11 protein-coding genes and 3 pseudogenes are annotated in these 14,576 nt (G+C 34.3%); 2 read left to right on the top strand and 12 right to left on the bottom strand.

Annotated features, from left to right (window positions below):
* Positions 1-75: 75 nt before the first annotated feature.
* The 9 genes and pseudogenes from QUF99_RS16100 to QUF99_RS16060 all read right to left on the bottom strand — a co-directional run.
* On the bottom strand, positions 76-3,246 hold the full coding sequence (locus QUF99_RS16100) for an ATP-binding cassette domain-containing protein (protein WP_289371275.1): 3,171 nt from the start codon (positions 3,244-3,246) through the stop codon (positions 76-78).
* Between the two features lie 340 nt (positions 3,247-3,586).
* A complete protein-coding gene (locus QUF99_RS16095) occupies positions 3,587-4,516 on the bottom strand; it encodes a GNAT family N-acetyltransferase (protein WP_289371273.1) in 930 nt (309 codons plus the stop codon).
* A 610-nt stretch (positions 4,517-5,126) separates the two neighbouring features.
* Positions 5,127-6,545: a homocitrate synthase/isopropylmalate synthase family protein gene (locus QUF99_RS16090; RefSeq protein WP_289371271.1), complete on the bottom strand. Its 1,419-nt coding sequence runs from the start codon at positions 6,543-6,545 to the stop codon at positions 5,127-5,129.
* A complete protein-coding gene (locus QUF99_RS16085) occupies positions 6,542-7,606 on the bottom strand; it encodes an alpha/beta hydrolase (RefSeq protein ID WP_289371270.1) in 1,065 nt (354 codons plus the stop codon). The genes QUF99_RS16090 and QUF99_RS16085 overlap by 4 nt, the downstream gene beginning before the upstream one ends.
* Positions 7,607-7,620: 14 nt before the next feature.
* Complete coding sequence (locus QUF99_RS16080) at positions 7,621-8,058, bottom strand: DUF441 family protein (protein ID WP_289371269.1); 438 nt, start codon at positions 8,056-8,058, stop codon at positions 7,621-7,623.
* A 15-nt stretch (positions 8,059-8,073) separates the two neighbouring features.
* On the bottom strand, positions 8,074-8,940 hold the full coding sequence (locus QUF99_RS16075; RefSeq protein ID WP_289371268.1) for a HesA/MoeB/ThiF family protein: 867 nt from the start codon (positions 8,938-8,940) through the stop codon (positions 8,074-8,076).
* A gap of 13 nt (positions 8,941-8,953) precedes the next feature.
* Positions 8,954-9,802, bottom strand: a complete 849-nt coding sequence (locus tag QUF99_RS16070; protein WP_289371266.1) for a HesA/MoeB/ThiF family protein — start codon at positions 9,800-9,802, stop codon at positions 8,954-8,956.
* A 334-nt stretch (positions 9,803-10,136) separates the two neighbouring features.
* Positions 10,137-10,508 (bottom strand): annotated as a pseudogene (locus tag QUF99_RS16065) (IS4 family transposase); the annotation flags it as partial.
* Between the two features lie 114 nt (positions 10,509-10,622).
* Positions 10,623-11,279: pseudogene (locus QUF99_RS16060) on the bottom strand (MFS transporter); the annotation flags it as partial.
* A 158-nt stretch (positions 11,280-11,437) separates the two neighbouring features.
* On the opposite strand from QUF99_RS16060, the gene QUF99_RS16055 reads away from it, so the two are divergent.
* Positions 11,438-11,653 carry an alpha/beta-type small acid-soluble spore protein gene (locus QUF99_RS16055; protein WP_289371265.1) on the top strand — a complete coding sequence of 72 codons (216 nt, stop codon included), beginning with the start codon at positions 11,438-11,440 and terminating at the stop codon, positions 11,651-11,653.
* A gap of 228 nt (positions 11,654-11,881) precedes the next feature.
* Here the strand turns inward: QUF99_RS16055 and QUF99_RS16050 are convergent, their stop codons facing one another.
* Complete coding sequence (locus QUF99_RS16050; RefSeq protein WP_289371263.1) at positions 11,882-12,184, bottom strand: hypothetical protein; 303 nt, start codon at positions 12,182-12,184, stop codon at positions 11,882-11,884.
* 549 nt (positions 12,185-12,733) lie between these two features.
* On the opposite strand from QUF99_RS16050, the gene QUF99_RS16045 reads away from it, so the two are divergent.
* Positions 12,734-13,723 carry an aldo/keto reductase family protein gene (locus QUF99_RS16045; protein ID WP_289371262.1) on the top strand — a complete coding sequence of 330 codons (990 nt, stop codon included), beginning with the start codon at positions 12,734-12,736 and terminating at the stop codon, positions 13,721-13,723.
* Between the two features lie 123 nt (positions 13,724-13,846).
* On the opposite strand, the pseudogene QUF99_RS16040 reads toward QUF99_RS16045, so the two are convergent.
* Positions 13,847-14,065 (bottom strand): annotated as a pseudogene (locus QUF99_RS16040) (LysR substrate-binding domain-containing protein); the annotation flags it as partial.
* A gap of 81 nt (positions 14,066-14,146) precedes the next feature.
* Complete coding sequence (locus QUF99_RS16035) at positions 14,147-14,287, bottom strand: hypothetical protein (protein WP_289371261.1); 141 nt, start codon at positions 14,285-14,287, stop codon at positions 14,147-14,149.
* Between the last annotated feature and the right edge of the window lie 289 nt (positions 14,288-14,576).

The following is a 14,576-nucleotide window of genomic DNA, read 5'->3' as shown; positions in this document are numbered from 1 at the left end:
CAAATAAAATCACCTATTTCAATTATTATACCCAATCCCGGAATTTACGCCGGAGAACTATAATGCCAGTATATTTTAATCATTATGCTCAAGACATTGATAAACCGCCATCATATCTCGTTTATTTAACTCACGAATACGATTGAAAATTGGAATATCTGCAACAGCCTCAATATTTAAGCTTTCAGCAACAACATCACTTACTGTTCCAGTTAACCATGTTCTTACTTGTATGCCTTCAACAAGTTCCTTAAGGCCATCATCATTGATGCCACTTGCATAACAACTTACACATGGAATTGTTAATTTAAACACGCCATCATGCAGATTATCTTCTGATATAACTTTCTTTCCTTTACAGAATGGACATGGATGGCTTTTTTTAATTTTATTAATTTGGGTAACTAATTTTTTGTAACCAAATGCTTCATAAACATATGTTAGTTTTTTGTATTTTCCATTTGTGAAATACTTATCTATGATAGTTTCTCTTGTTTCATTGATATTAGGAAAATCACAGATGGTCACTTGATTATTGTTGCTAATGGATTCGATATTGTCTTTGATTGTGTCCCAGAATGGTAAGACATTTTGTAATACCATTTCATAACCCATAAAGCTTGCTTGTTCTAATTCAAACATTTTCAGTGAGACTTGTGTTTTTCTAGGCAGTAAAGAGACATCTTCTGTCAAAATCATATCGCCACCTACAATAGATTTCAGTTTGACGAGTGCAGGTAAATCACCTACTATTTTCAATACTTGGTCAATCGGCTGATTGATAATTCCACGAATATCTGTGTCTCCAAATTTAAGCGGTTTATGGTGGTTTAAAACAGTACCCTCACAAATTGGACATGTAATCATTTCTTTAGAAGCTTTAATTTGCTCTTTAATAATTGATTTTGAAACGAAAATATACCCACCAACGATGGTATTAAAACCTACCCATGTTCTACGTGCCTTGCCTTTCTTATCATAAAATGACTTTTCAAAATACCCGTACCAAAATGTATGCTTTTCTTCATCTGACATCTCATTATAGCTTTTCGTCAGGTCATGACCAAGCTCATTCTTAATTTCTTCAAATAGAAATTCTAATTTTGGGTATTGATAAAATTTTAATACTTCCATTACTTCTGGATAGAATAGACCATCCCAGAATGGAAGATTTTTGTCTTGAATCACAAGATCTTTATCAAATATTTCAATCTCAACACGTCCCGAGCATGATGGACAATGATTGTCCTGAGAAAAGAAATCAAAGCTTCTCGTATCTTTATTGGTCGGATGCGACGCTATAATATGGTTAATCATGCCACCAATTTCATAAAGGAAACTATATTGACTATACAAATGTCTTTCAAGATCAATGGCAATGACAGGTGCAATTGTATTAGAATCGTATTCACCATAAATCAAACGGGCCATTGATGATAAGCTTTTTAAAATACCGCCCTTATAGACATTTTCTGCATTTTTAAAATAGTCGATATGATTTTCTTTTAAATACGTAATGCCATTTTGTGATTTGAGTGTAGACAAAATAGGCGATGGTAGCGCGATATCTTCCCTATTTTTAGTCTCATAATATTCATGATGACTAACAACATCAAGATGCGTGACAGGTTCATTCTTTCTTTTACCAAAATCAACGATAAAATCAGAACTTTCCATCATATAGGCATTATGTTCAATCATCATGATTGAAACTGATTCATCTTGTAGAATGCCCCTGATACTATCAATGAATTGATTTAAAATATTTTGTGATAAACCTTTTGAAGGTTCGTCAAAAATGAAAAGTGTATTAGGATTTCTAGAATTTGCAAACAGTTCCGAGACTAAATGCACACATTGAAATTCACCAGTCGATAATGTTTGCGTTTTTCTATTTAAAGTCAAATAACCTAGTCCAAGTTTGATCAATAAGCTCAAACGTTTATGTGCGATATCTTCATTTGGAAGTTCATCAATGATATCTTCAATTGAGCGATCGAAAATATCATCAATTGCTTCACTATATTTTGTGATTTTCTTTTTAATATTAAGAAAAGTCGCAACAGTTGACCGACTCGTAATGGATTGGTTTCGATCTTGTCCAACCATAACGAGTTTATCGTTTTTGTATTGCTTCTGAAAATCTTTGGCAATACATTCGTTGACAAGTGTAGATTTACCACATCCAGACTCTCCGGTAATGGTTACAAGTCTATTTTTTGATATTTTAATTTCAGCAATTTGAATATTACGGCAATATAAATCATGAAATTGATAGTAATCTGTTGGCTCTTCCTCATTTCGTTCTAAGTGAACTGGTTTTGGACGCGGTGATTCATCCACGATTTTCCCGCCATATTTACCACTGCCAGGTCCAAAGAATACTTGGTCATCTGTTGTATCGAGCACTGTGTCAGAATGGTCAATAAACCAAATTTGATTCTTATTGCCTAATTGTTTAACTTGTTCTAAAATTTTAAGTAATGTTTCGTGATCAATACCGACTGATATTTCATCAATGATAATGACAGTATTTTCACTTACAGCCATGAATTCTGCCAGGTAAAGTCGAGTTAATTCTCCACCAGACAATGTACCCATAATTCTGTTTAATGTTAAGTAACCCATATTCATATTGATAATGTTTTTAAGTATATGCTGTTTTTCTTCACTAATATTTAAATCTTCTGATAGCGAAAGAATAGTTTCAATACTTAAGTTGTTAATTTCTGATATACTATGCGGCTTACCAAATAAATCGATTGTATATTGCTCAACTTCCTCGTTATAACGCCTTCCATTACACTTAGGGCATTCGACATTTTTATTAGTACCGCGGCCTTTACACTTAGGACACCAGCCTAATTCATTATTAAATGAAAAGACTTCTGGAGAAAGATCGTATTTTTCAGCGAGTCTTACACGAATCTCTGTAAATACGCCAGTATGCGTGCCAATTGTTGAACGTGGATTAGAAGAAATTGATGATCTTCCAAGAAAAAGCACTAAAGGCATTTCTTCCATATTAATGGCACTGAAATTTGTTTCCATAATATCAGGAAATAAATACTGATATTCAGCCTTTGGCAATAAGGAAACGAGACGCTTCTTAGATTCTTCACCAATTGTTTGACAAAAAGTTGTTTTACCAGATCCAGACAAACCAGCAATTCCTAACGATTTATCTACTGGTAGTACTGCATCTAATTTGTTAATATTGTTCGCAATTAATTGATTTATTTTCATAGTGATATCCTCTCCATTCTCTAAATTTAGGATTGCCATGTTAGTAAAACTTCAAATGAATTTGTTGTGTTTTTTTCGAATCGACAAACTCATACTAATTGTAGACGAAGATTTCTAAATTTCTTGTTATATATTCACTTATACCGTTTTGAAGAAACAATTTCATATCAAAAAAAGAAAATTGTACGTTATCAAGACCTAAATTCTGAGAACCCTTGAAAAATAAAGGAGCTTACATATTAGACATATCTAATATGTAAGCTTCTTTAATTTAGAGGTCATCATTCAAAAATGAATCCATTATTTAAAAGAGCCAATTTTGAAGGGAAGCACTGATTGTTTACTTTTTATTCACATGATAGTATAGTTCGAGAAGGTCTGCCACAGGAATGTTATTTATTTTCATACCCGTTATATCACTCTGCTGTATTTCCACGTTCCTAAGGTTACTATTATTTATTTTACTACCTTTAAGGTCACACCTTTCAAATGTGATTGGATTACCTTCATCTCCAAGACTTGTATCAACGAAACGAACCCCATCTAAAGTCACCAAAGCCATTTCACTATTAGAAAAATTTAGATCGGCAAACAATGTATTTCTAAAATTTATATTGTGGAACTTTGAATGACTAAGATTACAATTATTAATGTGGCTGCTCATCAAGTTACTATTGCTAAAAGAACTACCCTCTAAAGTTACTTGATAACACTCCGTTTTAGCCATATTACAGTTTTCATATTGAGTACCTGAAATGTCCTCATTTTCAACTGATTTTTCTATCCCTAATGGGGTTTCTATTCTCTTTATATAACAATATTCATCTTCGGTTTTAAAGGTTGCTTGATATCCCATTTTTTCATAAAAGTAGTGATTGTTTAGCTGTCTACTAGATGTTTCAAGATCCCAGGCTCGCACATTCGGAAACTCTTTTTCTATCAAATCTATGACCTTTGAGCCTATGCCTTTACCTTGAGAGTCAGGGTCTACAAAAATACGGTCTATTCTTCCGAAAGATTTACCGGAAATCGTGACAATAATTCCACCCACAATTGTTTTGTTGTATATAACCTTGAAGTAATTTAACTCCTTAATCATATACTTAGTCATTTCAATCGAGGAGTACCCTGGTGGCTGAATATTATAGTCAATTATATTCTCTTGATTTGGAAGCCATTTTTTTGCTTCTTCATCAAAAGTTCTTTTCTTAATTTCTGTTAACTTTTCAGCATCCGTAATAGATGCTTTCTCGATCCTTATCGTTGACATTTAGACGTCCCCTTTAAACTTAGCGTTGGGTACCTTTAACCCTTATATCACCATATCTGAACTGGTTTAATTTTTCAACTGGGCTACTTCAATAGTTTAAGAAGCTATACTAAACTAGCCCCTAAGAGTGAGTTATATATGCTTATAAATATCTGCGTAAGCAACCTTTAATTGCTCACGTAATTGCTTGTTCCCAGCGTTGTAGCTACATAATAAACGAACTAGACTAAATATGTAAGCTACTGTTTATATTTCTAACATCTATAAAAAGAGAGGATATTCGTCTCTATATTGAACGAACAATCCTCTCTTCATAATACTCTAATTAATGTACGTTAAGGAACCGGCTACTTATTTTACTGTTTTTTTTTATAATTTTTGTCTCGTTTAATTTTAACCCTAGAAATGCAATAACCACCTACAAGGGGCACGGCAACGATTCTTTCTTTTTGGGGCCATTCAAAAAACAGATAGAATTCAAAGAACATATTGAATTCTATCTGTTTTTTATTTTTTCACATAAAGAACATTGAGACTGCTTATACTCTTATCAGTCAGATGGTTTACTAAAACATCATCATAACAGAAATAAAAACTTTTTTATATTTAATTAATATACAAATACTTTTGATGAGTTTTCCTCTAACAAACTAGAATTATAATTAGGTGCTAGTACGATGTTTGTATATGTTCCTGTCCCTGAAAGGTATTTGTACCTATGTTTTAACCCCGATGGAATAAAAACAGATGCTGGACTTTCAATTATTTGCAATTCTCCTTCAATTTCCACTTCACATATGAGACCTGTACCATCTATTCTATTCCCCCAGAAAATAAAGGCACTATCACAATGATGTGCGTGAGTATCTACATGTCCTTCTAAGTTCTCATCCATATGGGCGTCGTAAAATACACGCTGTATGACATAAAATGAAGCACGTTCATCAGTTCTATAATCCATCTGTACCCAACGCTCTCCTGGACCATCACGATGATATAACAGCTCAGATGCTCCTTTTACAAATGGTTTACTAACTCGGAGAGACTTTGAAAGCCGAGGCCCTTTTCTTTCTATACGTTTTTGTTGTATGTTCCTTACTCTTCCTATCATTTCAGGTTGAATACCCTCGTATGCTGAGTAATTCTGCTGAACAGCTTTTATATGATAGGGCGCAGTATGAGTAAATATATTCTTTCCAATAATCGGCCTCCAATGATCTACTTTACAACCGGTTGCTAATTGAAGAGATTGGGTTAATTCAGGAATCATCTGTAGTTTAAAGCACTGTAGATTACGCTTTTGAGATAAAAATACTGATAAATTTAGCAAATCAACAATCCCAGCACGTTCACCTATTCCGCACAATGTAGTATCAATGACAGATGCCCCTGAATCGATTGCGGCAAGAGCATTTGCCATGGCTAATCCTAAATCATTATGAAGATGAACTTCAATCTCACAAGGGAATGTCTCAACAGATTTCTTCACGATTGTCGCACACTGACCTGGCTCCCAAATTCCTACAGTGTCTGCTAAACTGATTCGATCTGCTCCAGCTATATGTGCAATCTGTCCAATGTAGGCGATATCTTCCCATTCCGTTCGTGAAGCATCTTCAATAGTAAAACGAATTTTCATTCCTAAAGATTTTGCTTCTTCAATAGCTTGTTTCACCTGATTAATAACATAATCTTTTGATCGATTGGTATACTTTGTTTGTAAAGAAATAGGATTAATAGACGCCCAGATCCCTATCCAATCGGCACCAGCACGATAAGCCGCATGAACTTCTTCTTTTTTCGCCCGAGCATGCATAAGTATTTCAGCGCACTTTGCAGAGGCTGCAACTTCTCGGCAAACCTCCTCTTCTTCTTCAGAAATACCTGGATGTCCAACCTCAATAAGAGTTACTCCAAAATTCTCTAACATATGCAGTAATGAAATTTTATCTTCCTTGGAGAAACGAATACCACATTGTTGTTCTCCTTCACGTAAGGTAGCATCTAATATTGTTATGCCATTTTTCATTCCTTTTTTCCTTCTTTCCCTTCTATAAAGTTTAATGTTTGTTCAAATAGAGTATTACGATTCTTTTCATAAACAGCCCAGTGCGTTGCATCAGGGATTATCACTTCTTTTTTTTGTTTTGTACTTGTTAATTTTGACATCATATTTCGGTCTGCAAATATGTCATCTTCACCATAAATAACAAGTACTGGGACAGTAATTTTAGATACATCATATAGAGGCTGATTTTTCCAAATATAAAATAAATCTTCAAGTGGACCAACTGGTCGACGAATCGTTTGATTATTTTTCTTACTCATAGGATCTGAATCAATAAAAACTTGTTTTACGGCATCCATTGCTTCGTTTGTAACAATTTTTTTATTTCCCATCATCATATGCCAATGATGCATTCCTTTATCAAAGTCCACCATTTGATAGGCTGATGCCTCAGGATTAAATTGATTAGGTTGTAATGGATTTTCAAGAGGTTTTGTCATCATAGGAAGCGTGAATCCATGCATATATCCGTATAAAATCAGTTTATTAATATCTTGTGGATGGGATATCGCATAATTTCCAGCCACAACGCCTCCATATGACCATCCAACAATATGAATTTTTTTTACGTTTCTTTTCTTTTTGATCCAATCTACAATCGTTTCCAAATCTTTTGTGGCATCATTTAAATGAATAACTGGACGGTTTTGAGAAGGAGGATCTGACATTTCTTTAGGGCGAGAAGAATGACCAAACCCTCGAAAATCCATGGCCCAAGTATCATAGCCTTTTCTGGCATACTCATCCATCCACGAATATTTTGGCACATCAAATGCTTTCGCTGTAGGTACACTAAATGGTTCTAAAAACAAGACAACTTCATCAGATGTATACTGTTTTTTATTATTTAAGTTTTTATGAAGTAAAAATAATTTTTCTTCTCCTTGCTGAATTTCTAATTCTTGTTTTACCACTTTAGAAGTTTGATCATTTTGAGAAGTTTCTTTGATGTTAGAACAACTAGACATAAGTATTATCAAAAAAATCCCTATTAAACTAATATGTGTCCATTTTATCTTCATTTAGAATATTCCTTTCATTTCATAGAAATAATAGCTATGATTCCAGCCGCAATAATTAATCCAGCTGGTAACCCTTTTGTAAATAATACGGCAATAAGAGTACCTATTAAGACACCTAACAATATCGTAGGATTCATAGGTAGAACTCCTACACCTTTTCCTCCTATGTATGACACAGTAAAACCTGCTAGAATAGATCCTAATCCGATAGGAGAGGTAATTAATTTTATTACGTTTTCACTTGTAATCTTTCCAGATGTAATTGGTACTAAAAGGAATAACATCAGAAAGGAAATACCAATTGGAAAAGAATATTGTTGAATAAGATGTAATAAAGTTTTTTGTCCAACAGCAAGTAAAGCTCCTAATAAACAAGCCGCACCAGCTAGCGCATAATCCTTAACAAGCAGAGCGAGTGTAACAATAATCCCCAGTAACAAAAAAGGAAGCATATTCTCTTACCTCATCTATAATGTTGTATAATCCCAACTATCATTTTCAGGTACAGACACATGTACCATATTTTGATTTGCAAGGTTAATTTGTATTAAATTTGGACTTATTACAGGTTTTAATTCTTCTCGATTTATTATAAATTTAAATGCTTCAAAGCTTGCTAGAATGCCTATGATATTCGCAACAGGAGACAGTACAGCCCATGGGCGATCTTTTTGTACATAACTATTTGCCCATTTCTCATCCGCACCATGCTTGACAGAATGAAGAGCACGTCCATCTTTTAACTCATGAATTTTATTCTGCATTTCTGGTGTTAGCTCTTGTTGATAAGATGGATATCCTAACGCAATTTCATAGGGCATAGAGTTAGGAGTTAAAGACATGACGCCACCTCTAAAAGGTGGGGTAACTGCAATCCAAATAGAAGGGATTCCTAGTTTCTGAGCTGTACGATGGATAATTACTCTCGCTACTAAATTATCAGTTGCATCTATAATGACATCTGTATTCGTTAGAAGTTCTAATGCATTGTCCTCGATAACAAATTCTTTTGTTATCTCTACTTGTAATAATGGATTAATGTCTTGCAAAACTTCTAAAGCGACCTCTGCTTTTTGCTGTCCTAATTTACTGGTGGAACTTAGCATTTGTCGATTGATATTGCTTGCTTCAAATACATCTTGATCAATAACATGTAAAGAACCTACACCCATTCGCGCCAATTGAATGAGTGTAATTCCTCCTACTCCCCCTGCTCCAACTACAGTAACGCGAGCATTTTTTAATTTTTCTTGCTCCTCTACAGAAATGACGCCAATATTTCGCGTGAAACTTTCTTCATATATATTTTGCGTATTTTTATTTTTTGTTAGCAAATTATTTTCCTCCTTACAGTGTTGTATAATCCCAACCATCTTTTGGTGCATTTTTTACTTGGACGGGGTTCTGGCTATTTATATCAATAACAATTCCTTTTGGAGCTCTCGCTAACGGTTCACGACCAGTTAACACTTGGATTGCTTCATGAAAGCTAAATAGTGACAATAGATGGGCACGCATCGGCGTGATAATCCAGCCTGCTTTTCCATCACAAAAATCTTGCGCCCACTCTTTTGGTGCTCCTTTTTCTACAGAATACCAAGCTCGACTTTTCTTTATATCCGCAATTTGTTGTCTTAATTCGTGATTTGTTAATTTGCCTCCTACAATAGATACATTCAATGCTTCCTCATAAGGAATTCCAGTTGGAAAAAATGTAGAAACAAATCCTCTTGTGGGAGGACTACCTGACATCCCCACACTTGGTATACCTAATTCTCTAGCTGTTCTATGTATAATAACTCTTGAAGGCATATCATCTACGGCTTCTACTACAATATCGTGCCCTTTTATAAGCTCGATTACATTATCTTCATCTACTCTTGTTTGTATAAAGTTTGTTGATATATAGGGATGTATATCTTTTACAACCTGTTCTGCAACTTTTGCTTTTGGTTCACCTATAACACTAGAAAGTGCTAACATTTGTCTGTTAATATTAGATATTTCAAATTCATCTGGGTCAACGCCTGTAATATGCCCAATCCCCATCCGAGAAAAGAGAATTGCTTCATATCCACCTACACCTCCTAATCCAAAAATAATAACCTTCTTATTTCTAAGGTATTCTTGTTCCTGTTTAGAATACACACCAATATTCTTCTTAACCATTTCCCAATAATAGGAATCAACATCCATTTTAAAACCTCCTTTATATGTAGGAACTATTTCAAGTCATATGACTTACAAAATAATTCTTATATATAAAGGTAAGATAGAAGTATGTCATTTTTGTGTGCTATTTGTAAAAAAACAAAAAACTTTCTATTCTTAATGTTTTATCTCTTATTTCTTTTTAGTTAACAGAAGATGTCTTCCGTTAACTTATTAAACTTAATATAGGGGTATCGCCACATCGCCATCAAGCTAAAGGTGCCAAGAGAGTATATGTGAGTGTTTTTTTGAAATTTCTACGACTACACTAAAGATGTGCATAACAAATAAACCTATTAAATAGGTGTTTTTAAAAATATTATGCAACTTTGAAACTTTGTGAAAGCGTACAATCATACACAACGCCTAAGATATCAAAGACTGTTTTCTTTTCGTAACGGTGAGATTTTCGTCCGTTTTTCTCTAAAAGATAAAATAAACGCAGAAAAACTTTTAATAATTCTTGGATGTCCTTTTTTAATCCTTGGTAAAACAGTAGATAATAATTCTTTACCATATAAATGGATGTGTACTCACTTAACTCTTTCTTTTCTAAGAGTAATGCACGCATTTTAAACATTGTCGATGAACAGAGTAAAATACTAATGAGTTACCCATATAAATGACATTCTAAGCGTTCTTTCTTGATCCCTTTGCACTTGTCAATTTGAAAGAAAGTTTTGATGTTCTTTAGATGCTAAATCCTTTTGTCTACGTTGTGTAGAAGTAATAAAGTCCTTTAATTTTACTCTTAAAAGCACAAAGGAGGTGCTACCAAGGTTGTAGCATCTCCTTAATTAAAAAGTTATTTTAATGTCTTTTTTACAAACAACATAAAAATTAGCAGACTAATAAACCCAGATACAGCACAAAGAATAGCATGTGATATCCCATGAGCTGTGAAACAAATCCTAGAATAATAGCGCCTAAACCAATTCCTAAATCAAAAGCAGTAAAGAACGTGTCGTTCGCTACACCTCTTTTCTCTGGTGGGGCTAATCGTATAGTTGCTATTTGAAGAGCAGGTTGTGCTGATCCGAATCCAATTCCGTACAAGATAGCTGTAATAACTAGTCCAACAAGCCCTTTTGTCATTGTTAGGACTAATAGTGCGACTTATCAGTGTAAAAAGTGCAGGGACAATAATGAATCCTTACCCATGTTTATCAGATATCTTCCCTGCAAGCGGTCTAATTACTGTAAGTGTGATAGCATAAACTAAGAAAAAAGTACTAACATTAACTTGGATTTTTGCTGCAAACAGTGGTAAAAATGTTGTAATACCGCCAAAAGTAATGGATAGGAAAAATGTAACAATAGCTGTTGGTAAGACTGTTTTTTCAAAAAATGATATTGGTTTTTTTGATGTATTTTGAATCGCTGGTATTTTTGTACCAAGTGCAAATATTAATGCAATAATTGCTAATGCTGTGCATAGAAGAAATAGATAATGAAATGAAAAATCTCCCTCCATTTCTAAATGTTCTATATCAATGTATTCATAGTCAAGAAGGTGCTGTTCAAACACGATAGTCCTTTCATCGTATATACCAATTTTATGTATACATATTTATGGAAAAAAAGCGAATCCTATACATAATCAAATAGGAGGTGATTTATATGAAAACTCGTGCAAGCCAAAATTCAAATGAACTTTTGATAAATGTTGCTGCTACTGCTATTGAGCAAATGAAATATGAAATCGCTCGTGAACTTGGTGTTACACTTGGTCCAGACACTACAGCACGTGCAAATGGCTCTGTTGGAGGAGAAATCACAAAACGTTTAGTTCGTATGAGCGAAGAACAGTTATCTGGCCGCTATACAACTCACTAAAATATGTCTTTCTGAAGATAAAAAAACACTCAAGGGAGTGTTTTTTTATTTTGAAATCATGAATGAATTACCATTGTAGTATTCTTTTTTCCATTTATCGGTGTTCAATCTATCTAGAAACCTAGAAAAGCCCCTTCAGAAAATGAAGGGGCTTTTCATTCACATAATCAGTGTAAGTAAATATATTACGCCTAAAACATTGGCTCCCGTTAGCTTACAAAGTTAAATCTAATCATCATAAAACCAAGTGTAAAAGATTACAGCGATTCCATCGCTCATAGCTTGATCAAAGCATTCAAGTGATTCCTTTAATTTATAATCCCCTTCGTACTGCTTTCGGTTTGCAATAAATTGATCTTCAATACTTATTACTTCCCAGCCTTCATCGTTAATATAGTTACTTGCTTTAGTTAATGCTGAGTTCACATCTATTGAGTCAACCCAACAATTTATAAATGCACCTTCACAGCCATCTTTTTCTGGATTATCTGAACATGGTATAGCCTCAAACGTAAAATAATAAATTGTCATTATACTCTCCTACTAAACGTTTTCCTTCCCAGTTAACATAATTCACGTTTGCGGAAGTAAAACAAAAGATTCATCCCTTTTCAAGACAAAGAACAAACCCTTTTTTCTATCACTCTATTTACCTTTTATACGTTCCTGTTCTATTAAAAATTTCACATGCTTCATTTAAATATTTTTGATACAACGTAAAATTCTAGTACATGCACAATTGAACTAATACTTTCTCATTGATTCTGAATCTACTGGAGCATGTTCTAAATTATAAAACATTCTTTCTGTCCTATTAAAATACATTTTCCTTACTTTATCAAATGTTTCACTTTAGTTTAGTAGTCATACTTAGCTTGATGTTGATAGGGAACAGACAACATTTTAACGTTTTTATACGCTACTGACTATAGATTTCACAGCCTTGCAAACTTCTGAGTACACAGAGGGACACTGTAGTCTTATATAAATTTTATATAAATTTATTAATAATAATATATTATGCATATTAAAATCCGGTCTTTATACTGAAGATATCACTTTTAAAAGGAGGTAACTGGAATGGAGTTTAGTAAACTTGGCAATAGCGGATTAACAATAAGCAAGATTGCATACGGGAACTGGATAAATCATGGGGGTAAAGTAGATGAGGATACTGCAAATGAGTGTGTTAAAGCTGCACTAGATGTCGGTATAACAACGTTTGATACTGCTGATGTTTATTCAGACACTAAAGCTGAAGAAGTACTCGGCCGGTCTTTACAAGGTATACGACGGGAGGGCATTGAACTATGTACAAAGGTGTGTCATCCGACTGGAACTGGGCAAAACGATAACGGTTTATCACGAAAACATATTCTAGAAAATTGTAATGCATCTTTGCGTCGGTTACAGACCGACTACATTGATGTCTATTATGCACACAGATTTGACCCAACTACTCCTCTTGAAGAAACGATGCTAGCTTTCGCAGATCTTGTAAGGCAGGGTAAAGTGCTTTATATCGGTGTAAGTGAGTGGACAGCAGAACAAATCACCCGCGGGGCAGCACTTGCACGAGAATTGAATATTCCGCTCATCGCTAGCCAGCCTCAGTACTCGATGTTGTGGCGAGTTATCGAAACTGATGTGATACCAACCTGTCAACGTGAGGGACTTGGGCAAGTAGTATGGTCCCCTGTTGCACAAGGTGTTCTCACCGGAAAATATCAACCCGGTAAACCAGTACCAACTCAATCACGTGCTAATTCGCCTGCTGGCAAACCATTTTTTCATAAACTTGCACAACGTTGGATGAATGACAATGTACTCACTGCTATCCAGAATCTCGAACCCATCGCACAAGAGATTGACCTTACCCTCGCTCAGCTCGCAATAGCTTGGGTACTGCAAAATCAAAATGTTTCTTCAGCAATTATCGGCGCCTCAAGTCCGGAACAGGTAAGGGAGAATGCATTCGCTTCTGGTGTCAAACTGGAATCTGAAATAATGAATCAGATTGATGAAGTACTAGAAGGTTTCGTTGAGTATGATTCGAGTAAAACAGGCTAAGATTTTAGCACGTTACTTAACCAGAAATATACACAAAATCTTTGTAGTCTTACTTTAAAGTTTAAGTTAAGTTAGAATTCTTCCTTTGTAATATTTTATTTCCCATCCCATCAAGATGGGTTTTTATTCTTTGTGATCAAGTTGTGAAATCGAATAAACTTCTCTAACAACTGTTAAAAAATGATCTAATACTGCAGATTTTTCATCTTGTCTCCATCCGACATATAGATTTACTTTTGGTGTAGTCTCTTGGATTTCTTTATAGATAACCCCTGAGCGTTTATAACTTTCCACCGATGATGGAACGATAGAAACTCCCATTTCTGCTGCAACCAAATTAACGTATGCAACCTACGAACGTAGTCTACAAAAGGCTGAGGCTAGACAACCAGGGCTTTTTACAAGCCCCCACTTCAAAACGCGTTAGCGTTTAAGTGGTGGGTAGTTGACTGTACCTTCAGTGATTCCTGCAAAAAATGTTACCCTTTCTTTTTTCCATATTAACGCCCCTAAAATTATAAAAAAACTACTTAAAAAGATACCGTAAAAAAGTTTTATTAACATAAGTCAATTCCCCTTTTACTAGATACTCTATTTGCATAAGAAAGCAAGTACCTTTTATTAAATAATTATACTTTTCTATCTATAATCCACACCTTGGTTTTGTAAATTGATTCCATTTTCTAAATTATACCATATCCATTTTAAGAAGTACTTTAGATTTTTTCTCCAATAAACTGCTCCATATCTAGCTGGATGTACCCAAAATATTTTTTATCATTCCATTCTGAAAGTATTCAGGTTCTTGGTTTTTCTGATATATACGAGTCTTGAGCTTTAATTGCTCAAGAAA

Origin of the sequence: Bacillus sp. DX4.1, from assembly GCF_030348195.1 — a bacterium.
In the GTDB taxonomy this organism is placed as follows: Bacteria; Bacillota; Bacilli; order Bacillales; family Bacillaceae_G; genus Bacillus_A.
The sequence above is the reverse complement of the archived record's forward strand: the minus strand, read 5'-3'. Positions and strand labels throughout refer to the sequence as shown.